General features: G+C 71.1%; 24 protein-coding genes. 4 read left to right on the forward strand and 20 right to left on the reverse strand.

What is annotated here, in order from left to right:
* Nucleotides 1–56: 56 nt before the first annotated feature.
* From ACFWEP_RS07970 to ACFWEP_RS07995, 6 genes are all read right to left on the reverse strand, one after another.
* Nucleotides 57–455 (reverse strand): DUF488 domain-containing protein, encoded by a 399-nt coding sequence (locus ACFWEP_RS07970; RefSeq protein WP_387367317.1) that lies wholly within the window; start codon nt 453–455, stop codon nt 57–59.
* Between the two features lie 123 nt (nt 456–578).
* Nucleotides 579–2,030, reverse strand: coding sequence for an NAD(P)H-hydrate dehydratase (locus ACFWEP_RS07975; protein WP_387367320.1), 1,452 nt, complete (start codon nt 2,028–2,030; stop codon nt 579–581).
* 100 nt (nt 2,031–2,130) lie between these two features.
* Nucleotides 2,131–2,499 (reverse strand): holo-ACP synthase, encoded by a 369-nt coding sequence (locus tag ACFWEP_RS07980; RefSeq protein WP_387367323.1) that lies wholly within the window; start codon nt 2,497–2,499, stop codon nt 2,131–2,133.
* A 32-nt stretch (nt 2,500–2,531) separates the two neighbouring features.
* A complete protein-coding gene (glmS, locus tag ACFWEP_RS07985; RefSeq protein WP_387367326.1) occupies nt 2,532–4,379 on the reverse strand; it encodes a glutamine--fructose-6-phosphate transaminase (isomerizing) in 1,848 nt (615 codons plus the stop codon).
* 39 nt (nt 4,380–4,418) lie between these two features.
* Nucleotides 4,419–4,859 (reverse strand): hypothetical protein, encoded by a 441-nt coding sequence (locus ACFWEP_RS07990; protein ID WP_387367329.1) that lies wholly within the window; start codon nt 4,857–4,859, stop codon nt 4,419–4,421.
* A 5-nt stretch (nt 4,860–4,864) separates the two neighbouring features.
* Entirely contained in the window at nt 4,865–5,227 is a 363-nt protein-coding gene (locus ACFWEP_RS07995; protein ID WP_387367332.1) for a DoxX family protein, read from the reverse strand.
* Between the two features lie 116 nt (nt 5,228–5,343).
* Between ACFWEP_RS07995 and ACFWEP_RS08000 the strand changes: the two genes are divergently transcribed.
* A complete protein-coding gene (locus ACFWEP_RS08000) occupies nt 5,344–5,715 on the forward strand; it encodes a winged helix-turn-helix transcriptional regulator (protein WP_387367335.1) in 372 nt (123 codons plus the stop codon).
* Between the two features lie 31 nt (nt 5,716–5,746).
* Here ACFWEP_RS08000 and ACFWEP_RS08005 read toward each other — a convergent pair whose 3' ends face one another.
* Nucleotides 5,747–6,037 (reverse strand): hypothetical protein, encoded by a 291-nt coding sequence (locus ACFWEP_RS08005; protein ID WP_387367338.1) that lies wholly within the window; start codon nt 6,035–6,037, stop codon nt 5,747–5,749.
* 139 nt (nt 6,038–6,176) lie between these two features.
* Entirely contained in the window at nt 6,177–6,569 is a 393-nt protein-coding gene (locus tag ACFWEP_RS08010; protein ID WP_387367341.1) for a hypothetical protein, read from the reverse strand.
* A 340-nt stretch (nt 6,570–6,909) separates the two neighbouring features.
* On the opposite strand from ACFWEP_RS08010, the gene coaA reads away from it, so the two are divergent.
* On the forward strand, nt 6,910–7,905 hold the full coding sequence (gene coaA, locus ACFWEP_RS08015; protein WP_387367344.1) for a type I pantothenate kinase: 996 nt from the start codon (nt 6,910–6,912) through the stop codon (nt 7,903–7,905).
* A 76-nt stretch (nt 7,906–7,981) separates the two neighbouring features.
* Here the strand turns inward: coaA and glmM are convergent, their stop codons facing one another.
* The 4 genes from glmM to ACFWEP_RS08035 all read right to left on the reverse strand — a co-directional run bounded on the left by glmM (nt 7,982) and on the right by ACFWEP_RS08035 (nt 12,535).
* The gene (gene glmM / locus ACFWEP_RS08020; protein WP_387367347.1) at nt 7,982–9,340 is read right to left on the reverse strand and encodes a phosphoglucosamine mutase; all 1,359 of its coding nucleotides are present in this window, start codon (nt 9,338–9,340) and stop codon (nt 7,982–7,984) included.
* Between the two features lie 222 nt (nt 9,341–9,562).
* Entirely contained in the window at nt 9,563–10,087 is a 525-nt protein-coding gene (gene rpsI, locus ACFWEP_RS08025; protein WP_266705178.1) for a 30S ribosomal protein S9, read from the reverse strand.
* A 44-nt stretch (nt 10,088–10,131) separates the two neighbouring features.
* Nucleotides 10,132–10,575, reverse strand: coding sequence for a 50S ribosomal protein L13 (gene rplM, locus ACFWEP_RS08030; RefSeq protein ID WP_275493842.1), 444 nt, complete (start codon nt 10,573–10,575; stop codon nt 10,132–10,134).
* 340 nt (nt 10,576–10,915) lie between these two features.
* Entirely contained in the window at nt 10,916–12,535 is a 1,620-nt protein-coding gene (locus ACFWEP_RS08035; RefSeq protein ID WP_387367352.1) for an ABC-F family ATP-binding cassette domain-containing protein, read from the reverse strand.
* Nucleotides 12,536–12,637: 102 nt separating this feature from the next.
* Here ACFWEP_RS08035 and ACFWEP_RS08040 point away from each other — a divergent pair, with 102 nt between their 5' ends.
* Nucleotides 12,638–13,486, forward strand: a complete 849-nt coding sequence (locus tag ACFWEP_RS08040; RefSeq protein WP_387367355.1) for a hypothetical protein — start codon at nt 12,638–12,640, stop codon at nt 13,484–13,486.
* Between the two features lie 168 nt (nt 13,487–13,654).
* Nucleotides 13,655–16,735, forward strand: a complete 3,081-nt coding sequence (locus ACFWEP_RS08045) for a glycosyltransferase family 2 protein (protein ID WP_387367358.1) — start codon at nt 13,655–13,657, stop codon at nt 16,733–16,735.
* Between the two features lie 26 nt (nt 16,736–16,761).
* On the opposite strand, the gene truA is transcribed toward ACFWEP_RS08045, so the two are convergent.
* The 8 genes from truA to map form a co-directional block, all read right to left on the reverse strand.
* Nucleotides 16,762–17,637: a tRNA pseudouridine(38-40) synthase TruA gene (gene truA / locus ACFWEP_RS08050; protein ID WP_387367361.1), complete on the reverse strand. Its 876-nt coding sequence runs from the start codon at nt 17,635–17,637 to the stop codon at nt 16,762–16,764.
* Between the two features lie 99 nt (nt 17,638–17,736).
* A complete protein-coding gene (gene rplQ / locus ACFWEP_RS08055; protein WP_328721298.1) occupies nt 17,737–18,234 on the reverse strand; it encodes a 50S ribosomal protein L17 in 498 nt (165 codons plus the stop codon).
* A 256-nt stretch (nt 18,235–18,490) separates the two neighbouring features.
* Nucleotides 18,491–19,513 (reverse strand): DNA-directed RNA polymerase subunit alpha, encoded by a 1,023-nt coding sequence (locus ACFWEP_RS08060; protein WP_024755423.1) that lies wholly within the window; start codon nt 19,511–19,513, stop codon nt 18,491–18,493.
* 143 nt (nt 19,514–19,656) lie between these two features.
* Nucleotides 19,657–20,061, reverse strand: a complete 405-nt coding sequence (gene rpsK / locus ACFWEP_RS08065) for a 30S ribosomal protein S11 (RefSeq protein WP_003956432.1) — start codon at nt 20,059–20,061, stop codon at nt 19,657–19,659.
* A 101-nt stretch (nt 20,062–20,162) separates the two neighbouring features.
* The gene (gene rpsM / locus ACFWEP_RS08070) at nt 20,163–20,543 is read right to left on the reverse strand and encodes a 30S ribosomal protein S13 (RefSeq protein ID WP_266705192.1); all 381 of its coding nucleotides are present in this window, start codon (nt 20,541–20,543) and stop codon (nt 20,163–20,165) included.
* Between the two features lie 194 nt (nt 20,544–20,737).
* Nucleotides 20,738–20,851 carry a 50S ribosomal protein L36 gene (gene rpmJ, locus ACFWEP_RS08075; protein ID WP_009740505.1) on the reverse strand — a complete coding sequence of 38 codons (114 nt, stop codon included), beginning with the start codon at nt 20,849–20,851 and terminating at the stop codon, nt 20,738–20,740.
* A 60-nt stretch (nt 20,852–20,911) separates the two neighbouring features.
* Nucleotides 20,912–21,133: a translation initiation factor IF-1 gene (gene infA / locus ACFWEP_RS08080; RefSeq protein WP_014047798.1), complete on the reverse strand. Its 222-nt coding sequence runs from the start codon at nt 21,131–21,133 to the stop codon at nt 20,912–20,914.
* Between the two features lie 197 nt (nt 21,134–21,330).
* Entirely contained in the window at nt 21,331–22,167 is an 837-nt protein-coding gene (gene map, locus ACFWEP_RS08085; RefSeq protein WP_387367366.1) for a type I methionyl aminopeptidase, read from the reverse strand.
* Between the last annotated feature and the right edge of the window lie 133 nt (nt 22,168–22,300).

A 22,300-nucleotide genomic window follows, 5' to 3' on the forward strand; every position in this document is an offset into this window, starting at 1 on the left:
AGTCTCTCAGGTCGCCGCCCGGGGGCCCGGCGCGCGGGGCCTTCCGCCTCGCGTGCTCAGACGCCGCCGGGGCGGCGGGCCGACGCGTGTTCCAGGTACTCGACGAGGACGGGCACATGGCTGGCGCCGATGTCCTTGACGGAGGTCACCAGCGTCACCGGCTCGTCGCCCTCCAGGAGGCCCAGCAGGAGGGCGACCGACTCGGCGTGCGCGGAGTCGTCGAGTTCGGCGCGGTAGCGGTCCACGAACGCGTCGTACCGGGCGCCGGAGCGGTCCTGGTGGTACCAGCCGCGCAGTTCGTTCGAGGGGGTGACGTCCTTCAGCCACCGGTCGACGGCGGCCCGCTCCTTGGAGACCCCGCGCGGCCAGAGCCGGTCGACCAGCACCCGGACGCCGTCCGCGCGCGGCTCGGGCGGGTCGTAGACCCTGCGGACCCGCACCTCGCTCTTTCCCATGGCTGCCGCCTCCCGGTCCGTGTCCGCCACCGCTTGTCGCCGTGTCGCCACTTTCGCCGTGTGTCGCCGCCTCTGCCGCTCTTGCCGCTTCCAGGGTGGTCCCGGCGGGCGGGCCCCGCACGCTCAGCCCCGGCGCACGTCCCGCCAGGCGGCCGGGATGCCCTCGGCGATGTCCTGCGCGGAGACGGGCGCCCCGTCCGCGCCGTGCCGCCCGGCGAGCCCGTGCAGGTGGGCGCCGACCGAGGCGGCGTCGCGCGGGGCGAGGCCGGCCGCGAGCAGCGAGCCGATCAGCCCGGAGAGCACGTCCCCGCTGCCGGCCGTGGCGAGCCACGCGGTGCCGGTCGGATTGACCCGTACGGGCGCGTCGCCGTCCTCCGCGATCAGCGTGGTGGACCCCTTCAGCAGGACCGTGGCGCGGTAGCGGGCGGCCAGTTCGCGTACGGCTGCGAGCCGGCCCGCCTCCACCTCCGTGCGCTCCACCCCGAGCAGGGCCGCGGCCTCCCCGGCGTGCGGGGTGAGGACGGTGGCCGCCGAGCGGGCGCGCACGGCGTCGCCGTCCATCAGCCGCAGCCCGTCCGCGTCGATCAGCACCGGCACGTCGGTGGCGAGCACGTCCTCGACGGCGGCGGTGGCCGCCCGCCCGTCGCCGAGCCCCGGCCCGACCACCCAGGACTGCACCCGGCCCGCCTGCGAGGGCCGCCCCTCGTGGACCAGCGTCTCGGGGAACCGGGCGATCACGGTCTCCCCGCCGGGACCGGCGTACCGCACCGCTCCGGCGCCGCCGCGCAGCGCCCCGGCGACGGCGAGGACCGCCGCGCCCGGGTAGCGCTCCGAGCCGGCGACCACGCCGACGACGCCCCGGCCGTACTTGTCGCTCTCCGCGCCCGGCAGCGGCAGCAGGGCCGCCACGTCCGCGAACTGGAGCGCCTCCAAGTCGGGGCGCTCCGGCAGCTCCGGGCCGAGGCCGATGTCGACCAGCCGCAGCCCGCCCGCCCGCTCGGCGCCCGGGTCGACGAGCAGGCCGGGCTTGTACGCACCGAAGGTGACGGTGGCGTCGGCGCGTACCGCCTCCCCGTGCACCTCGCCGCTGTCCGCCTCCACTCCGCTGGGCAGGTCCACCGCGAGGACCGGCGCGCCGTGCCCCTCGGTGACCGCCTTCACCAGGGCGGCGGCCTCCGGGCGCAGCCCGCCCCGGCCGCCGATGCCGGTGATCCCGTCCACCACGAGGTCGACGATCCCGGCCTCCCCGGGGTGGTCCAGCACCCGGCCGCCGGCCGCGCGCAGCGCGGCGAGCCCGCCCGCGTGGGCCTGGCCGGGGGCGGTGAGCAGGACGCTGACGCCCGCGCCGCGCCGGGCGAGACGGGCGCCCGCGTGGAGCGCGTCGCCGCCGTTGGCGCCGCTGCCGATCAGGAGCAGCACCCGGGACCCGTACACCCGGCCGTTGCGGCGCAGCAGGTCCCCGCAGGCCACCGCGAGCCCGGCGGCGGCCCGCTGCATCAGGGCGCCCTCGGGCAGCCGTGCCATCAGAGCCCGCTCGGCGGCCCGTACGGTCTCCACGCTGTAAGCGGTACGCATCGGTCAGCCCTTCACATGTCGGGAGGAGCGGGTCCAGTGGATGATCAATCGGCGGGTCGGCTCACACGTACCCGGACGCCGGACCCGGCACGCCACGGTGTCAACCTTCCGCGACGACCATGGCCGACGCCACCCCCGCGTCATGGCTGAGGGAGAGGTGCCAGTTGCGGACGCCGAGGGCCTCGGCGCGGGCGGCGACGGTGCCGGTGACCCGCAGGCGGGGCTGCCCGCTGTCCTCGACCCAGACCTCGCAGTCGGTCCAGAGGAGGCCGCCGGGCGCGCCGAGCGCCTTGGCCACGGCCTCCTTCGCGGCGAACCGGGCGGCGAGCGAGGCGATGCCGCGCCGCTCGCCGCCCGGCAGCATCAGTTCCCGCGCGAGGAAGAGCCGCTCGGCCATCTGGGGCGTACGTTCCAGCGCGGCGTCGAACCGCGCGATCTCGGCGACATCGATCCCGACCCCGATGATCACGGGCCCACCCTCGTTCCTCTGCTGCCGCGGAGCTATTCCACGGTCACGGACTTCGCCAGGTTGCGCGGCTGGTCCACCTCGTTGCCCCGGGCCGTCGCGAGCTCGCAGGCGAAGACCTGCAACGGGACCGTGGCGACCAGGGGCTGAAGCAGCGTAGGCGTCACCGGAATCGTAATGAGGTGGTCGGCGTACGGGGCGACGCTCTCGTCGCCCTCCTCCGCGACGACGATGGTGCGGGCGCCCCGGGCGCGGATCTCCTGGATGTTGGAGACGATCTTGTCGTGCAGGACGGACCGCCCGCGCGGGGACGGGGCGACCACGACGACCGGCAGGTCCTCCTCGATCAGCGCGATCGGCCCGTGCTTCAACTCCCCCGCGGCGAACCCCTCGGCGTGCATGTACGCGAGTTCCTTCAGCTTCAACGCCCCTTCCAGTGCCACCGGGTGGCCGACGTGGCGGCCGAGGAAGAGCACGGTGTTCTTGTGGGCGAGCGAGCGGGCCAGCTCGCGGACCGGCTCCATGGTGGCGAGGACGCTCTCGACGGCGTCCGGGATGTCGGCCAGTTGACGGACGATCGTACGGATCTCGTCGCCGAACTTCGTCCCGCGCACCTGTGCGAGGTAGAGCGCGACGAGGTAGCAGGCGACGAGCTGGGTGAGGAACGCCTTGGTGGAGGCGACCGCCACCTCGGGCCCGGCGTGCGTGTAGAGGACCGCGTCGGACTCGCGCGGGATGGTCGAGCCGTTGGTGTTGCAGATGGCCAGCACGTGCGCGCCCTGCTCACGGGCGTGCCGGAGCGCCATCAGGGTGTCCATGGTCTCGCCGGACTGCGAGATCGCGACGACCAGGGTGTTCGGCGAGAGGATCGGGTCGCGGTAGCGGAACTCGCTGGCCAGCTCGGTCTCGCAGGGCAGCCGGGTCCAGTGCTCGATGGCGTACTTCGCGATCAGCCCCGCGTGGTACGCCGTACCGCAGGCCACCACGACCACCTTGTCGATCTCCCGCAGCACGCTCGGCGGCAGCCGCACCTCGTCGAGCGTCAGCGCGCCCTCGCCGTCGATCCGCCCGAGGAGGGTGTCGGCGACGGCCCGGGGCTGCTCGGCGATCTCCTTGAGCATGAAGGAGTCGTACCCGCCCTTCTCGGCGGCGGAGGCGTCCCAGTCGACGTGGTACTCGCGCACCTCGGCGGGCGTGCCGTCGAACCCGGTGACGGTGACCCGGTCGCGGCGCACCTCCACCACCTGGTCCTGGCCGAGCTCGACGGCGTCGCGGGTGTACGCGATGAACGCGGCGACGTCCGAGGCGAGGAACGCCTCGCCGTCCCCGACCCCCACCACCAGCGGTGAGTTGCGCCGTGCGCCGACGACGGTGCCCGGCTCGTCCGCGTGCACGGCGACGAGGGTGAAGGCCCCTTCGAGTCGCCGGCAGACCCGCCGCATCGATTCGGCGAGTCCGCTGCCCGCCGAGAACTCCTCGGCCAGCAGGTGGGCCACCACCTCGGTGTCGGTGTCCGAGGTGAGGTCGTGCCCGCGCCGGGTCAACTCGGTGCGCAGGGTGGCGAAGTTCTCGATGATCCCGTTGTGCACGACGGCGACCCGGCCCGCGTTGTCCAGGTGCGGGTGCGCGTTGGCGTCCGTCGGCGCCCCGTGCGTCGCCCACCGGGTGTGCCCGATCCCGGTGCTCCCGTCCGGCAGCGGCCGGTCCTTGAGCTCCTTCTCCAGGTTGACCAGCTTTCCCGCCTTACGGGCGCTGGCCAGTCCCCCGTCCGCCAGCACGGCGACCCCGGCGGAGTCGTACCCCCGGTACTCCAGCCGCTTCAACCCGGCGACCACGACGTCCTGCGCCGACTGCGATCCGACATAACCCACGATTCCACACATGTCGGCACGATAAGGCGCGGGAGGCGGGGAGGGCGGGGGTTACGGAAGGGGTGGGCGTGGGGGCAGGTCGGTCGTACCGGCCGTCCCTCGGCGCCGCGCCTCGTCCCGTGCCGCCGCGAGGAACTCCTCGGGCGGGCGGTAGCCGTGGTCGGCGATGTAGTGCAGCACCAGGTTCGGGGCCACGTACAGCTGCCCCGCGTCGGAGACCACGCGGATCTCGGCACTGCCCAGACGGAAGCGGGCACTGCCCGCGTCGGATACGCCGAACCGTTCCCGCATCTCCGTACAGAGCGTGCAGTAGTGGTAGCCCCGGCTCTTGTTCCGGAGCAGCGCGGCGAGGTCGGCCAGGATCTCCCGGTCCTCGTCCGCCACCTCGCCGCGCGCGTAGCTCTCGCCGCCTTCGAGCCAACCCGCGGTCAGCCCCTCGGGCTCGGCGTGGAAATCGAAGTCGTAGAGCGAGAGTTCGGGGTAGTGGGTCACCGTTCCTACCGGGCGACGGCAAGCCAGGCGGCCACGGCGGCGAGCACGACGAGCGCGGCGTTGAGCCCGGTCTCCTTGACCTCGCCCCGGGACAGGTGCAGACCGGCCGCGAGGAGTTGGAGCACGACGAGGCCGAGCGCGGAGACCAGGGCGAGGACAGGGGCGATCCCGGTGAGCGGCGGCAGGATCAGACCGGCCGCGCCGAGGATCTCGACGACCCCGATCCCCCGGACCGCCCCCATCGGTACGGTGTCCACCCAGCCCATCATGGGCGCGAGCCGCTCCTTGCTCTGCGCGATCTTCTTGCCTCCGGCGTAGAGGTAGAAGGCCGCCAGAAGCGCTGCGACGATCCAGTACGCGATGTCCATCCTCGTCCTCCGTCATGATGGTGAGCGGTCCGGTGCGGACCCACATGATGGGCGCGGACGGAAGCGCCTACAAAAGGCACACCGGTGTGCGTGAGCGGAGAAGAGGACGGTTGCCCATGTCGAAGAACCGAGGCTCCTGTCTCATCCGCGGCGACGGCGGCCGTACGATCCGGGGCCTGCTGGACCGCATCGGCGACCGCTGGTCCCTGCTGGTCGTGGCCGTCCTCGACGGCGAGCGCCTCCGCTTCGGCGAACTCCAGCGCCGCGTCCCCGGCATCTCCCAGCGCATGCTCACCCGCACCCTGCGGAACCTGGAGCGGGACGGGCTGGTGCGCCGGACGTCCTACCCGGAGGTGCCGCCCCGGGTCGAGTACGAACTCACGGCGCGGGGGCGGACCTTGATCGGGCCGGCGGTGGCGCTGGCGGAGTGGGCCGTGGACCACGGCCCGGCGGTGGAGGTCAGCCGGGCGGAGTACGACGGCGCGTAGTAGGGCGATCCCGCCGCGCGCGGCCCACCCGTCACCCTGCCGCCGGATTCGAGGCAAGCACCCGCCCTGTCGAGCGGGGCGGCGCGTAGCCCAGGCCCGCCGACCACTCCCGCCCCTCCTCCCGGGTCCGGGTCGACCCGTTCTTGAACGAGCGGGGAAGGCTCACCGCGTTCACCTCCAGGATGTTCCCGGTCGGAAACGGAATCCGGTGGCAGGCGTTCGCGATCACGTGGACGCGCTGCCGGCGCTGCAACTCAGCCGCTGCGTCGTCCGTCCGCCCGGCGGCGAGCTCCTGGATCTCCGCCGGCCCCGCCAACGCCACGTCCTCGCACCAGCGCGTCGCCGAGTACCTCCCACGGCGCCCTGTCGACGCTCCTGGCCCATCTCCAGCGGGAATCAGCTTCGGCGGAAAGCAGATCCGGTAAGGCGGCAGAGGCGCCGCGCGGTGAATTGTTCGCTTTTTACCCGGAAAGGCCCGGCGAGGGCTCACCTTCGGGGAATGTGCCGACCGCTACACATCCGGCCACGGTGAGACGGAGCGGGTCGAGGTAGAGGTGAAACCACCACCCCGTACGTGCGCGATCGTCCACGAAGCCCAGATAGACGTCCTGATCGCCCATGTCGGCAAGGCCCGCAAGACACTCCGCGTCCCCGAGGGTCAGCACCCCACGCATGTGCACGATGCGCAACCGCATATGGCACATACCCCGGATGGACGCCGCGGGGGCAGAAAAGGGCAGGACCTTGAGATGCACTCCGGAAAGAAGTGCGTCCTTGGCCAGTCCGGCAACTTCGGAATCGAACGCGAATGAGGTCAGCAGTTCACTCGCGGATATCTCGCCCATCTCATTCACGCCTCTGCTCCCATGCTGGAGTCGCACACGATTTACTCGGCAGCGGATTTCTCGGACTGCGGGATGCCCATTCTCGACCGACCCGATGCGCGGTCCGGACCATGGGTCCGGGACCTGTTTCGACGGCCCCACGAGGCATGCGACGTGAGCGGTCCCGGCCATGATGGCCCCCTTCCCCGCCTGCCCGCCGCACGGGCCGACCGTCAACGGTCCGCCCTGCGGGCCCGTACCGCCCGAGCGCGGGCTCATGGTCGCTCCCTGAACCGCGTCCCGCGCAACCCCCACCCCACGTGAGGGACCCCACCCCCCGCTCCGTTCAAACTCCCGTAACAATGAGTACGTGATCACATCGCCGCCCCGTGGCAGCCAGCGTCGGACCGAGCACGGGCCGACGCCCTACGTCGACCTCTCGCGCGCCGAGTGGAGTGCCCTCCGCGACAAGACGCCGTTGCCGCTGACCGCCGAGGAGGTGGAGCGGCTGCGCGGGCTCGGTGACGTCATCGACCTCGACGAGGTCCGCGAGGTCTACCTCCCGCTCTCCCGGCTGCTCAACCTGTACGTACAGGCCACCTCGGGCCTGCGCGGCGCCCTGAACACCTTCCTCGGGGACGCGGGCAACGGTCACGGGGCGCAGCGCGGTACCCCGTTCGTCATAGGGGTCGCGGGGAGCGTGGCGGTCGGCAAGTCGACCAGTGCCCGGCTGCTCCAGGCGCTGCTGGCGCGGTGGCCGGAGCACCCCCGGGTGGAGCTGGTGACCACGGACGGGTTCCTGCTGCCCATGAAGGAGCTGCGGGCGCGCGGGCTGACCTCGCGGAAGGGGTTCCCGGAGTCGTACGACCGGCGGGCGCTGACCCGGTTCGTCGCGGACGTGAAGTCGGGGAAGGCGGAGGTGACGGCCCCCGTCTACTCGCACCTGATCTACGACATCGTGCCCGGCGAGCGGCTCACCGTGCGCCGCCCGGACATCCTGATCGTGGAGGGGCTGAACGTCCTGCAGCCCGCGCTGCCCGGCAGCGACGGCCGGACCAGGGTGGGGCTCGCGGACTACTTCGACTTCAGCGTGTACGTGGACGCGCGCGCCGAGGACATCGAGAGCTGGTACCTGAACCGGTTCCGCAAGCTCCGCGCGACGGCGTTCCAGGACCCGTCCTCGTACTTCACGAAGTACACCCAGGTCTCCGAGGAGGAGGCCATGGAGTACGCGCGCAATACCTGGCGGACCATCAACAAGCCGAACCTGCTGGAGAACGTGGCGCCGACGCGCAGCCGGGCGACGCTGGTGCTGCGCAAGGGGCCGGACCACAAGGTGCAGCGGCTCTCCCTGCGGAAGCTGTAGCCGGCACTGCGGCAGAACGACGGCGGGGCGGCCCCCGCAAGGAGAGCCGCCCCGTCGTGACGCGTGGTCAGGGACCTCAGCCGAGCGCGGACTTCACCACGTCGGCGAGGCGGCCCGCGATGGCCTGGGCCTGGCCGAAGTCGGCGGCCTCCACCATGACGCGTACCAGCGGTTCGGTGCCGGACTTGCGGAGCAGGACCCGTCCGGTGGCGCCGAGTTCGCGCTCGGCCTCGGCGACGGCGGCGGCCAGTTCGGCGGAGGTGGAGACGCGGGACTTGTCGACGTCGGGGACGTTGACCAGGACCTGCGGCAGGCGCTGCATGACGCCCGCGAGCTCGGCGAGGGTGCGGCCGGTGGCGGCGACGCGGGCCGCCAGCATCAGGCCGGTCAGGGTGCCGTCGCCGGTGGTGGCGTGGTCCAGCACGATGACGTGGCCGGACTGCTCGCCGCCGAGCGCGTACCCCTCGGCCTTCATGGCCTCCAGGACGTACCGGTCGCCGACCGCGGTCTGGACGAGCTCGATGCCTTCGCGCTCCATGGCCATCTTGAAGCCGAGGTTCGACATCACGGTGCCGACGACGGTGTTGCCGCGGAGCTGTCCGGCGTCGCGCATCGCGAGGGCGAGGACGGCGAGGATCTGGTCGCCGTCGATCTCGTTGCCCTGGGCGTCGACGGCGAGGCAGCGGTCGGCGTCGCCGTCGTGCGCGATGCCGAAGTCGGCGCCGTTCTCGACGACGGCGGCCTGCAGGAGGCCGAGGTGGGTGGAACCGCATCCGTCGTTGATGTTGAGGCCGTCGGGGTCGGCGCCGATGGTGACGACCTCCGCTCCGGCCCGCGCGAACGCCTCCGGGGAGACGTAGGCGGCGGCGCCGTGCGCCTCGTCGAGCACCACCTTGAGGCCGTCGAGCCGGTTCGGCAGGACGCCGATGAGGTGGGCGACGTACCGCTCGAAGCCCTCGGTGTAGTCGGTGACACGGCCCACGCCGGAGCCGGTGGGGCGGGCCCAGGGCGCGCCGGTGCGGTGCTGGTCGTAGACGGTCTCGATGCGGTCTTCCAGCTCGTCGGCGAGCTTGTGGCCGCCGCGTGCGAAGAACTTGATGCCGTTGTCGGGCATGGCGTTGTGGCTGGCGGAGAGCATGACGCCGATGTCGGCGCCGAGCACGCCGGTGAGGTACGCCACGGCCGGCGTGGGCAGCACACCGACCCGCAGGACGTCGACGCCCGCGCTGGCGAGACCGGCCACCACGGCGGCTTCGAGGAACTCTCCGGAGGCTCGGGGGTCACGGCCGACCACGGCCGTGGGGCGGTGCCCCTCGAAGGTGCCCGCCTCGGCGAGCACGTGCGCCGCCGCGACCGACAGCCCGAGCGCCAGCTCGGCCGTGAGATCCGCGTTGGCGACCCCGCGCACGCCGTCCGTACCGAAGAGTCGTCCCACTGGTGTCCTCCGAAATGCTCCGACAACCGCAAAAGCACAACAATCAACAAAAGCCAAAGGGGTGCACATCGCCACGCTTCGCACCGGTGAGGGTGGGAAGGGCGGGATGCGCCGATGAACGTCTTATGCCGTTATACGCCCGTGAGGGGCGATAAACGAACGCCCCGACAGCACGGTGTGTGCCGCCGGGGCGAACGTGTGAAGCAGACGAGCAGGCGGGATTTAGCGCTTGCTGTACTGCGGCGCCTTGCGGGCCTTCTTGAGACCGGCCTTCTTGCGCTCGACCGCACGGTCGTCGCGGGAGAGGAAGCCGGCCTTCTTCAGCGTGGCGCGGTTGTTGTCCACGTCAGCCTCGTTCAGCGCACGGGCGACGCCGAGGCGCAGGGCACCGGCCTGACCCGAGACGCCGCCACCCGAGATGCGGGCGATGACGTCGTAGCGGTTGTCGAGCTCGAGCACCTTGAAGGGCTCGTTGACTTCCTGCTGGTGCACCTTGTTGGGGAAGTAGTCCTCAAGGGTGCGACCGTTGATCTTCCACTTGCCGGTGCCCGGAACGATCCGGACGCGGGCGATGGCGTTCTTGCGACGGCCAAGGCCGGCGGCGGGCTGCGGGTCGCCGAAGCGGCCGGCGAGCGACTCGGAGGTGTACTCACCCTCGACGGGGACCTCGGACTCGAAGGTGGTCACCTCGGCGAAGGTCTCCTCGCCCTCGGTGCCCTCGACGGTCTCAACAGTGGTCTCGGCCACGATTCTCCTCAGATCTTTCTTATGGTCTTAGGGGGAGGCCGGAACTACTGCGCGACCTGGGTGATCTCGTACGGGACCGGCTGCTGCGCAGCGTGCGGGTGCTGGTCGCCCGCGTACACCTTGAGCTTCGACAGCATCTGCCGGCCCAGGGTGTTCTTGGGGATCATGCCCTTGATGGCCTTCTCGACGGCCTTCTCCGGGTTCTTGGAGAGCAGCTCGTCGTAGCGGACCGAGCGGAGACCACCCGGGAAGCCGGAGTGGCGGTACGCCATCTTCTGGGTCTTCTTGTTGCCGGACAGGTGAACCTTGTCGGCGTTGATGATGATGACGAAGTCGCCCATGTCCATGTGGGGGGCGTAAATCGCCTTGTGCTTGCCTCGGAGGAGGTTCGCAGCCGTGGTGGCCAGACGACCCAGGACGATGTCCTGAGCGTCGATGACGTGCCACTGGCGCGTCACATCTCCGGGCTTGGGGCTGTACGTACGCACGGTCGTAGCCTTCGCTTCTTCAGTGAGTGGAGTCCTGACAAGGCCACCCGGACGATCACACCAGCCTTGGCGGCGCTGCGGGGACGCAACCCGAGTGCCTGCCGCTGGTCATCGGCCCGGTGGACCGGCGTAAGGGCCCCTCGCGTGAGAACGACCAAGCCAATACGCATAACAAACCAGAAGACTACCCGGGGGCCCCCGCACGGGTCAAAATGGCCCTCGCCCGGCCCCGCCGAACCCCGTGATTCCGGGGCGGACGGGGGTCCGGCCGCCCCACGCGGAACACCAGGAACACGGCGGGGAGGGCCGGACGGCGAGCGCGAAGCCTACGGGACGGCGCTCAGCGGGTCCGCTCGACCCGTCGTTCGTCCCAGACCGGCTCGGTCGTCTCGCGCACCACACCGTCCGATCCGAAGACGAGGTACCGGTCGAAGGACTTCGCGAACCAGCGGTCGTGGGTGACGGCCATCACGGTCCCGTCGTACGCCTCCAGGCCGTCCTGGAGCGCCTCGGCGGACTCCAGGTCCAGGTTGTCCGTGGGCTCGTCCAGCAGCAGCGCGGTGGTGCCCGACAGCTCCAGCAGCAGGATCTGGAAACGGGCCTGCTGGCCGCCTGAGAGCTTCTCGAAGGGCTGGTCCCCCTGGCGCTCCAGCTCGTACCGGCGCAGCACGCCCATCGCCGCGCCCCGGTCCTTGGCCTGCTCGCTCCAGAGGATCTCCACCAGGGTCTTGCCGAGCAGCTCCGGGTGGGCGTGGGTCTGTGCGAAGTGGCCCGCGACCACCCGGGCGCCGAGCTTGTACTCGCCGGTGTGCGCGACCGGCTCCCCGGCGAGGAGGCGCAGGAAGTGGGACTTCCCGGAGCCGTTGGAGCCGAGGACGGCGACCCGCTCGCCGTAGAAGATCTCCAGGTCGAACGGCTTCATCAGGCCGGTCAGCTCCAGCTGCGCGCAGGTCACCGCGCGCACACCGGTGCGTCCGCCGCGCAGCCGCATCCGGATGTCCTGCTCGCGGGGCGGCTCGGGCGGCGGGCCGGCGTCCTCGAACTTCTTGAAGCGGGTCTGCATGGCGTGGTAGCGGTTGGCCATGTCGGGGCTGATGGCCGCCTGCTGCCGCATCCGCAGGACGAGGGCGCGCAGCCGGGCGTGCTCCTCCTGCCAGCGGCGCAGCAGCTCCTCGAACCGGGCGAACCGGTCCTTGCGGGCCTGGTGGTAGGTGTCGAAGCCGCCACCGTGCACCCAGACGTCGCTGCCGGCCGCGCCGGGCTCGACGCTGACGATCTTCTCGGCGACCCGGGAGAGCAGCTCGCGGTCGTGGGAGACGAAGAGGACCGTCTTGCGGGTCTCCTTGAGCTTCTCCTCCAGCCAGCGCTTGCCGGGGACGTCGAGGTAGTTGTCCGGCTCGTCGAGGAGCAGCACCTCGTCGGGTCCGCGCAGCAGCGCTTCGAGGACCAGGCGCTTCTGCTCGCCGCCACTGAGGGTGCGCGCCTCGCGGTACTGCGCCTTGTCGTACGGGACGCCGAGCGCGGCCGTGGTGCACATGTCCCAGAGGGTCTCGGCCTCGTAGCCGCGCACCTCCGCCCAGTCGCTGAGGGCCTGCGCGTACGTCATCTGCGCGGCCTCGTCGTCGACCGTGAGGATCAGCTCCTCGGCGGCGTCCACCGCCTTCGCGGCGGTCCGGATCTGCGGGTGCGCCACGGAGACCAGCAGGTCACGGACGGTCTGGCCGTCGCGTACGGAGCCGACGAACTGGCCCATCACGCCGAGGCCGCCGCTCACCGAGACCGTGCCGCCGTGCGGCTGGAGCTCGCCGGAGAGCAAGCGCAGCAGTGTCGTCTTGCCGGCTCCGTTGGCGCCGACGAGGGCGACCACGGCACCGTCGGCGACCCGGAAGGAAGCGTCGCCGAGCAGCACCCGCCCGTCCGGTAGGTAGTACTCCAGGTGGCCCGCTTCGAGATGTCCCATGCCCGCCATTGTCCCGGGCGGGGTCGCTGTGACCCAACTGGATTCCCGGAGAGGCCCGGGACCCGGGCCTCTCACCCTCCGAGAACCTCTAGGATGCGCCCCATGAGCTTTGGGCATGGGGGGCCCTCCTGGGGGCCGGGGGAAAGCCGGACTCCGGACTGGGCGGCGCTGGCGGAGCAGTCCGCGGCGAAGAGCCGGCGCCGGAAGTGGCTGCTGATCGGCGGCGGTGTGCTGGCCACTGCGGCCGTCGCGGCGATCGTGGCCACCGCCGTCGTGTCGGCGGGCGGCGGAGATCCGGAGGCCGGTCCGAGCGCGAGCGCGCTGCCGGGACCCGAGGACCTGCCGCCGGAGTCCGCGGAGCCGGCTCCGTCCTTCTCCTCGGTGGCCCCCGCCCCCCCGCCGGACCCGATGGACTTCATCTCGGACGAGAAGAAGGACAAGCTGCCGATCACGGTGGACGGGTTCTTCCCGGGCAAGAAGCTCACCTCCGGCGACCGCGTGCACCTCAAGGGCCCCACGGACCGCACCACGCGGTGCGCCGCGGGAACCCAGGGCGCGCTGGGCACGGTCCTCACCCGGAACGGCTGCGACCAGCTGATCCGGGCCACGTATTCGCGGGACGGCGTCGCCGTCACGGTGGGAGTCGCGGTGTTCGGCACCGAAGCGCAGGCGAAGAAGGCCGTCGAGGAGTCGGAGGGCCAGGTCGCCTCGCTCAGCGGCGGCGGTGTGCCGACGTTCTGCCGCGCCGGGGTGATCTGCCGCCGTACGGCCAACTCGTACGGCAGGTACGCGTACTTCTCGGTCAGTGGCTTCACCGACGGGGTGAACGTCACCAAGGACGACAAGGACGTGTTCACGGCCGGCGACGACCTGACCAACTTCACCTTCCACCAGATCCGCAGCAGGGGCGAGACACAGGCGTCGGCGACCGCGTCGGCCGCCACCGGCTGACCCGTCGACGGTCCGGCCGCCGCGTCCGTCGCCCCGTCAACTCCCTCTCGGCGAGCCCCCGCCCGCACCGCGGACACCCGTACGCCACCCCTGTATAAGGTTCAGTCCATCCGCACGGGAGTCGGGGCGGGTGTACGGACGAGTCTGGGGTGGGCTGTGGCGGTCAAAGTGACGGTGGTTGTCCCTACGTACAACTCGGGGAGCCACATCGAGCCGTTGGTCCGCTCGATGCTGGAACAGACACTGCCGCCGGACGAGTTCGAGGTGCTGTTCGTCGACGACGGCTCCACCGACGACACCCCGGCCCGGCTGGCCGGGCTCGCCTCCGAGCACGCCCATTTCCGTACCACCTCGATCCCCAACTCGGGCTGGCCCGGCAAGCCGCGCAACGTCGGTGTCGAGCAGGCGCGCGGTGAGTACGTCCAGTTCGTGGACCACGACGACCTGATGGCCCCCGAGGCGCTGGAGCGCCTGTACGCGATGGCGGTCCGCAACGCCTCGGACATCGTCATCGGCAAGGTGGCCAGCAACTTCACCAGCCGGGGCGTGCCGTACGGCCTGATGAGCACGACCCGCGAGAAGTGCACCGTGCGCACCGCCTCGCTCATCGACAGCCTCACCCCGCACAAGATGTTCCGGACCGCGTTCCTGCGCGAGCACGGCATCGTGCACCCCGAGGGGCCGTGGATCCTGGAGGACCAGCTCTTCCTGGTGCGCTCGTACCTGAAGGCCGAGGTCGTCTCGGTGCTGGGCGACTACGTCTGCTACACGTACTGGGCCCGCGACGACGCGGCGAACGCCGGGACCCGGGCGATGGATCCGCGCCGGTACTACGCCAATCTGCGCGAGATCATGGGCACGGTGGCCGACGGCACCGAGCCCGGCCCGGACCGCGACCGGTTGCTGCGGCGCTTCTACCGGGGCGAGATGCTCGGCCGGCTGGGCGTTCCGGCACGCGGCGCGGTCATCGACCCGCACTTCGACGGCGACCCGTTCGAGGCGGTACGGGAGCTGGCCGGCACCTTCGTCACCGACGGGATGCACGCCTCGCTCGCCGCGAACCAGCGGGTCCGTTCGGACCTGCTGCGGGCGAACAAGCCCGCCGAGCTGACCGAGTACACCCGCCGGCAGACCGATCTGACCGCGCTCACCACGGTCGGCGAGGCCCACTGGGACCGCGACCGGCTGAAGGTCGCGTTCAGCGCGCGCTTCGCCGAGCGGCAGGATGGGCCCGGTCTGCTGCTGGCCCGCCGGGGCGACCGTTACGTCCTCGCCCCGGCGCTCACCGACGGTGTCCTCGACGAGCCGGTCGACGTGACCGACGAGCTGAAGTCGTTCCGGGTGGACGTCCTGCTCCGGCACTCCGGGACCGCGCACCTGTGGCCCGCGCTCGCCACCGTCCAGCTCACCCTGGAGGAGGAGGCGGACCCGGATGGCACCGTGCTGGTGCGGCCCGTACTGAAGGGCACCGCTTCGCTCGACCCGGTGCGCGGCGCGGGCGGCAGCCCGCTCGCCCCCGGCACCTGGGAGGTGCGGATCCGGGTGATGGGCGCCGGGTTCGACCGTACGGTGCCGCTCGGCAACGCCGGTGGCGACGCGTCGGCGCTGCCCGCCGGTGAGGTCCTGGCCGGCCACCGCACCGGTCCCGTGCTCGCCTCGGACGCCGGTACGGACACCGGGCTGGCCCTCACGGTCGTCCCCACCACCGACAGCCCGCGCCCCCGGCCGCCGAAGGTCAGTGTCGTCGTGCCGACCGCCGGGGCCACCCCCGACGCGCTCCGCGAGACGCTCGCCTCGCTGACCGCGCAGAGCCTCCCGCAGCAGGAGTTCGAGACCGTGCTCGTCGGTGACGGTGAGGGCGAGGTCCGCCCGGCGGCCGGTGCCGATCCGCGCGACGCCGGTGTCGACGCCGCCACCGGCACCTACGTCCTCTTCATGGAGCCGGGCGACCGCCTGGCCCCGGAGGCGCTGGAGCGGATGTACGCGTACGGCCTGGCCAACGACACCGACGTCGTGGTCGGGAAACTCGCGGGCAAGGGCCGTTCGCTGCCCAAGGAACTGTTCGTCCGCGACCGGCCGCGCGCCAGTCTCGCCAAGGACCCGCTGGCCGACAGCCTCACGGTCAACAAGCTGTACGACCGCGCCTTCCTGCTCCGGCACGGCCTGCGGTTCCCCGCCGGGGGCGGCCCGCTCGCGGACCAGGCCTTCGCCGCGGAGGCGTACCTGCGCGCCGTGCACGCCTCGGTGCTGGGCAGTTACGTCTGCTACCACTACGGCCCGAAGCGGGACACCCCGGCGCCCGCCCCCGCCGACTTCTACGCGGCGGTCGCCGGGCTGATGAAGACCACCGACAGCCTCTCCGAGCCGGGCCCCGCCCGGGACCGGCTGCACCGCCGCTGGCTCCGTGTGGAGGTGCTGGACCGCATCGGCGGCAAGGCGTTCCTGGACATGGCGGAGGAGGACCGGACCTCCCTCGTCCGCGACATCCGGACCGCGCTGGCGGGCCGGGCCTCCGCGGGCGCCGTGGCGGGGCTCCCGCCGGCCCGCCGGGTCGCGGTCGGCCTCATCGAGGACGACCGGCCCGAGGACGTGGTCCGGCTCGCCCGCTGGGACCGCTCCCTCGCGTGTGCTCCCGAGCTGACCGGCTTCGTGCGGCAGGAGAACGGCGTCCTGCGGCTGTCGTTCACCGCGACCCCGCGTGCGGCCGACGGGCCGGTGGGCGTGGTCACCGACGTGGACGGCGTCCACACGCTGGCGCCGGCCGGACTGCCGGAGCCGGTGCTGGACCGGTTCGCCCGGGAGTCGCTGACCGGCGGCGCGGTCCCCGAGAAGGCCACCGCCGTGCTGGTCCTGCGGGAGCGCGAGACCGGCGCGGAGTACCGGCTGGCCACCGAGTCCGAGGTACGCCGCACGGTCGAGGGCAGCCTCACCGTCGTCGGTACGGCCGAGCTGGACCCCGCCTCGGCAGCCGGCGGCGACCCGCTGGACGACGGCGCCTGGGACCTCTACGTCCGGCTCACCGCACTCGGCTGGACGAAGACCGCCCGGCTCGGCCGGGACCGGACGGCCGAGGTCTCCGAGCAGCTCACCGCGGCCCCGCATCCCGCCGACCCGGCCCGCACCGTCACCCCGTACTGGACCCGGCCGCACCGAGACCTCTCCCTCCGGGTGGAGACCCCGGAGCCCGCACCGGCCCCGCCCAAGCAGGGGCTGCTGCGCCGGGTCGCCAGGGCCCTCAAGGGCAAGTAGCCCCGAGGGGAGGACGTGACGCCCCCTCAGCAGCAGCCGAATCCGTCCGGGTTGACGCTCCCGTCGGGCAACGACCGGACGTTACGGGCCTCCTGGGCCCGGGCCGCCAACAACTCGTCCGCCGGGTAGGCCACTTCCTCCAGGGTGAGCCCGTGCGGCTTCACCACGTGGACTCCGGGGTCCCGCACCCGGGCCGCCAGCACCTCGGCGGGCCAGGGAGCGGGCCGCCTCCCGTCGCCCACGAACAGAGCGGCGCCGATCAGGGCGCGCACCATGTTGTGGCAGAAGGCGTCCGCCTGCACGGTCGCGGTGAGGACGCCCGACTCCTCGTCCCGCACCCAACTCAGTTTCTGGAGGGTGCGGATGGTGGTCGCACCCTCGCGCTTCTTGCAGTACGCGGCGAAGTCGTGCTCGCCGACCATCGGCGCCGCCGCCTCGTTCATCGCGTCGATGTCCAACGGCCGGTCATGCCACAGCACATGACCGCGCGTCAGCGGATCCACCCCGCCGGGCCGGTCGGCCACCCGGTAGGCGTACCGCCGGTGCATCGCCGAGAAGCGGGCGTTGAACCCCGCCGGGGCTTCGGCCGCCCCCCAGATGCGTACGTCCAGCGGCAGCCGCCCCGCCATCCGGCGCAGCAGCTTCTCCCGGTGCTCCTCCCACACCGCGGCCGGCAGGTCGACGTGCGCGACCTGCCCCCGGGCGTGCACTCCGGCGTCCGTACGGCCCGCCACCGTCAGGCCGTACGTCCGCGCGGAGCGGGTCACCGTACGCAGGGCGTCCTCGATCTCCCCCTGCACCGTCCGCCGGGACGTCTGCTTCGCCCAGCCGGAGAAGTCCTTGCCGTCGTAGGAAAGGTCCAGCCGTACGCGTACCGCACCGGCCTCAGGCTCGTCGCTCACCCGCGCATCCTCTCAATCCCGTGTACTCGATACCGGAAACGGAACGGGCCCGCACCGCCCCGAAGGGTGATGCGGGCCCGCACAGTGGTCTCAGAACGCTCAGGCGTCCTTGGACTCCGTGTCGGCCTCGGCCGGCTTGGCGTCCTCGACGACCTCGGTGGACTCGGCCTTGGCCGCGTCCTCCTTGACCGCACGCTTGGTGGCGGCCTCGGCCTCACCGGTGGCCTGCTGGGCCACGGTCAGGGCCTCGACGAGCTCGATGACCGCCATCGGGGCGTTGTCGCCACGACGGTTGCCGATCTTGGTGATACGGGTGTAACCACCGGGGCGGTTCTCGTACCGGGGGGCGATCTCGGTGAAGAGCGTGTGGACGATGCTCTTGTCCGTGATCGTCTGGAGCACCAGGCGACGGTTGTGGATGTCGCCCTTCTTCGCCTTCGTGACGAGACGCTCGGCGACGGGGCGCAGACGACGGGCCTTGGCCTCGGTCGTCGTGATGCGGCCGTGCTCGAACAGCGACTTCGCGAGGTTCGCGAGCAGCAGACGCTCGTGCGCGGCGCTGCCGCCCAGACGTGCACCCTTGGCGGGACGCGGCATGGTGTTTCTCCTTGTGTGCTGCACCGGCCGTATCAGGTACCGGTGTCAGTTCCCGTGAGGCGGTCGCCCCGCGGAAGTCCATGTGTCGAGAACCCGGAGGTCCTCACGGACGGGCCGAAAAACAGCCGGTCCGGCTCTGAGAGCAAGTCCCTCACCGACCGGCCGAAACCCAGCCCGTCCGGCGATTGAGGACGAAGCCCTCACCCCGGTCCGGGGCGCGCGGCGAAAACCCCGCGCACCCCGGCCGGATGGCGTTCTAGTACTGCTCGGTCTCGACGAAGCCCGCGTCCGCGTCGTCGTCGGCGCCGAAGGCGTCGGCGGCGGCGGTCGGGTCGAATCCGGGCGGGCTGTCCTTGAGGGCCAGGCCCATGCCGGCCAGCTTCGCCTTGACCTCGTCGATCGACTTCGCACCGAAGTTGCGGATGTCGAGCAGGTCGGCCTCGGAACGCGCCACGAGCTCACCCACGGAGTGGATGCCCTCGCGCTTGAGGCAGTTGTACGAGCGGACCGTGAGCTCCAGCTCCTCGATCGGCAGCGCCAGATCGGCGGCGAGCGCCGCGTCCGTCGGCGACGGGCCCATGTCGATGCCCTCGGCGTCGATGTTGAGCTCGCGCGCCAGACCGAACAGCTCGACCAGGGTCTTACCGGCCGACGCCATGGCGTCGCGCGGGCGCATGGCCTGCTTGGTCTCGACGTCGACGATCAGCTTGTCGAAGTCGGTGCGCTGCTCGACACGGGTCGCCTCGACCTTGTACGTGACCTTGAGCACCGGGGAGTAGATGGAGTCGACCGGGATACGGCCGATCTCCTGGCCCGCCTGCTTGTTCTGGACGGCGGAGACGTAGCCGCGACCGCGCTCGACGGTCAGCTCCATCTCCAGCTTGCCCTTGCCGTTCAGCGTGGCGAGGACGAGGTCCGGGTTGTGGACCTCGACGCCGGCCGGCGGCGCGATGTCGGCAGCGGTGACCAGGCCGGGACCCTGCTTGCGCAGGTACATCACGACCGGCTCGTCGTGCTCCGAGGAGACGACCAGCTGCTTGATGTTGAGGATGAGGTCGGTCACGTCCTCCTTGACGCCCGGCACGGTGGTGAACTCGTGCAGGACACCGTCGATCCGGATGCTGGTGACAGCGGCACCGGGGATCGAGGAGAGGAGGGTACGGCGCAGGGAGTTGCCGAGGGTGTAACCGAAACCGGGCTCCAGCGGCTCGATGACGAACCGGGAGCGGAACTCGTCGACGACCTCTTCGGTCAGCGACGGGCGCTGGGCGATCAGCATGCTGATGTCCTTCAGTCGTGGGCACCCACTATTTGATGCCCGACAGATACAACAAGGGTACGGGCGGTACGCCCCCGAAGGGAGGTACCGCCCGGTCCCACAGGTGTGCGCGAACACAGACGGCCGTCACCGGCCGTCATGCATCAGACGCGGCGACGCTTCGGCGGACGGCAGCCGTTGTGCGGCGTCGGGGTGACGTCCTGGATCGAACCGACCTCGAGGCCCGTGGCCTGGAGGGAGCGGATCGCGGTCTCGCGGCCGGAGCCCGGACCCTTGACGAAGACGTCGACCTTGCGCATGCCGTGCTCCTGCGCGCGGCGGGCGGCCGACTCGGCGGCCATCTGCGCGGCGAAGGGGGTGGACTTGCGCGAGCCCTTGAAGCCGACGTGGCCGGCGGAGGCCCAGGAGATCACGTTGCCCGAGGGGTCCGTGATCGAGACGATGGTGTTGTTGAACGTGCTCTTGATGTGCGCGTGGCCGTGAGCGACGTTCTTCTTTTCCTTGCGACGCACCTTCTTGGCTGCGCCCTGACGACCCTTGGGGGGCATGTCTTACTCCAGATGGAGAGGGGAGGTGATCGGTCCTACAGCGAAGACCGCTGGTTGCTGCTCGGCCGGAAGTCCGGACCTCGCAGTGCGTCCGCTGAGGACTACTTCTTGCCCGGCTTCTTCTTACCGGCGATGGCGCGACGCGGGCCCTTGCGGGTACGCGCGTTCGTGCTGGTGCGCTGACCGTGCACCGGCAGGCCACGACGGTGGCGAATGCCCTGGTAGCAGCCGATCTCGATCTTGCGGCGGATGTCGCCCTGGATCTCGCGGCGGAGGTCACCCTCGGTGCGCAGGTTGGCGTCGACGAACTCGCGGATCTTGACGAGGTCCTCTTCGGCCAGGTCACGAACGCGGGTGTTCGGGTTCACGCCGGTCGCGGCGAGGATCTCCTTGGACCGGGTGCGCCCGATGCCGAAGACGTAGGTGAGGGCAACCTCCACGCGCTTTTCGCGCGGGATGTCAACACCTGAAACGCGTGCCATTCAATGGCTCCAGTTGTCATATCGGGGGTCTTCCACAGTGCCGCTCCCGACCGCCGACCGCTCGAACGAGTCAGTGGTACGCCCGGGTCCCCGGCCCCCGCCGGAGGTGTCGTCAGCCGTGGCTTGGACGGGCACTGCGTATGTACGTATTACGTGCGTCGCGCGAAGAACTGCGAGATGCAGGGGGTCGTGCGTCAGCCCTGGCGCTGCTTGTGGCGCAGGTTTTCGCAGATGACCATGACCCGACCGTGACGGCGGATCACCTTGCACTTGTCGCAGATCTTCTTGACGCTCGGCTTGACCTTCATGGGATGTCAGGTTCTCCGGGTCAGTGCCATCACCGCGCCGCAGCGCGATGGGGGCAAGATCTACTTGTACCGGTAGACGATCCGGCCACGCGTCAGGTCGTAGGGAGAGAGCTCCACCACGACCCGGTCATCGGGGAGGATACGGATGTAGTGCATCCGCATCTTGCCGCTGATGTGCGCGAGGACCTTGTGACCGTTCTGGAGCTCCACCCGGAACATTGCGTTCGGGAGGGACTCGATCACGGTGCCCTCGATTTCGATGGCACCTTGCTTCTTGGCCACGCTTCGCCTTTCGAATCGGCTACCTTGATCGACTCACGCTCTGCCCTGCTACCACCAAGTGGACACACGGATGCACGAGAGCCGACGAGTCAGTCTACGTCAGCGGACCCCAAAAGACGAATCCGTCAAGTTTGCCCACCGAAGGTGATCCTTATGCCCGAGCGGGCCAAGTGGTGTCCGGTGGAGCGGGGACCTGCTCAGGCCAGCGGGTCCGGCGCGGCCTGGACGCCGTACTGGGCGAGCTTCTCGGCTCCGCCGTCCGGGGCGGTCAGCACCAGCGGGCCGTCCTCCGTGAGGGCGATCGAGTGCTCCCAGTGGGAGGACCAGCTGCCGTCGGTGGTGAGCACGGTCCAGTCGTCGCTGAGCACCTTCGTCTGCGCGGTGCCGAGCGAGACCATGGGTTCGATCGCCAGGCAGACACCGGGGACCAGCTTGATGCCCTTGCCCCGCTTGCGGGAGACGTAGTTCAGCAGGTGCGGGTCCATGTGCATCTCGGTGCCGATGCCGTGGCCGCCGTAGTCCTCGATGATCCCGTACTTGCCGGAGGCGGGGCGGGGCTGGCGGCGGATGTAGCCCTCGATCGCCTTGGAGATGTCCACCAAGCGGTTGTTCACCTTCATCGCGGCGATGCCGGCCCACATCGACTCCTCGGTCACCCGGGAGAGCTCGATCAGCTCCGGAGCGTGTCCGGTGCCCACGAAGGCGGTGTACGCGGCGTCGCCGTGCCAGCCGTCCACGATCGCGCCGCAGTCGATGGAGATGATGTCGCCGTCCTTGAGGACGGTCTTCTCGTCCGGGATGCCGTGGACGACGACGTCGTTGACCGAGGTGCAGATGGTCGCCGGGAACCCGCCGTACCCGAGGAAGTTCGACTTCGCGCCGTGGTCGGCGATCACCTTGCGCGCGACCTGGTCCAGGTCGTGGGTGGAAGCGCCCGGGACGGCGGCCTCGCGGGTGGCGGCGTGAATGGCGGCGACCACCAGGCCCGCCTCACGCATCTTGGCGATCTGCTCCGGGGTCTTGATCTGCACCATTGCTGGGCGCCTCTCTGCATCTGCGTCTCTGGGGACGGGGGGCCGTCTCCCGCCTCCGGGGACGGGGGGCCGCGGCGTGACCGTGAATCCACGATACGGCGACAAACAGCCGGCCGCGGCGCCCTGGGGCACC

This window comes from Streptomyces sp. NPDC060198 (genome assembly GCF_042728415.1).
Taxonomy (GTDB): Bacteria; Actinomycetota; Actinomycetes; order Streptomycetales; family Streptomycetaceae; genus Streptomyces.

Coding starts and splice junctions, on each gene's coding strand:
- ACFWEP_RS07975 (WP_387367320.1), bottom strand. CDS start 2,030: ATGCGTACCGCTTACAGCGTGGAGACCGTACGGGCCGCCGAGCGGGCT.
- ACFWEP_RS07995 (WP_387367332.1), bottom strand. CDS start 5,227: ATGGACATCGCGTACTGGATCGTCGCAGCGCTTCTGGCGGCCTTCTAC.
- map (WP_387367366.1), bottom strand. CDS start 22,167: ATGGTGCAGATCAAGACCCCGGAGCAGATCGCCAAGATGCGTGAGGCG.
- glmS (WP_387367326.1), bottom strand. CDS start 4,379: ATGTGTGGAATCGTGGGTTATGTCGGATCGCAGTCGGCGCAGGACGTC.
- rpsM (WP_266705192.1), bottom strand. CDS start 20,543: ATGGCACGCGTTTCAGGTGTTGACATCCCGCGCGAAAAGCGCGTGGAG.
- ACFWEP_RS08060 (WP_024755423.1), bottom strand. CDS start 19,513: ATGCTGATCGCCCAGCGCCCGTCGCTGACCGAAGAGGTCGTCGACGAG.
- rplQ (WP_328721298.1), bottom strand. CDS start 18,234: ATGCCGCGTCCCGCCAAGGGTGCACGTCTGGGCGGCAGCGCCGCGCAC.
- ACFWEP_RS08000 (WP_387367335.1), top strand. CDS start 5,344: ATGTCGAAGAACCGAGGCTCCTGTCTCATCCGCGGCGACGGCGGCCGT.
- ACFWEP_RS08040 (WP_387367355.1), top strand. CDS start 12,638: ATGAGCTTTGGGCATGGGGGGCCCTCCTGGGGGCCGGGGGAAAGCCGG.
- ACFWEP_RS08035 (WP_387367352.1), bottom strand. CDS start 12,535: ATGGGACATCTCGAAGCGGGCCACCTGGAGTACTACCTACCGGACGGG.
- ACFWEP_RS07970 (WP_387367317.1), bottom strand. CDS start 455: ATGGGAAAGAGCGAGGTGCGGGTCCGCAGGGTCTACGACCCGCCCGAG.
- rpsK (WP_003956432.1), bottom strand. CDS start 20,061: ATGCCCCCCAAGGGTCGTCAGGGCGCAGCCAAGAAGGTGCGTCGCAAG.
- rpmJ (WP_009740505.1), bottom strand. CDS start 20,851: ATGAAGGTCAAGCCGAGCGTCAAGAAGATCTGCGACAAGTGCAAGGTG.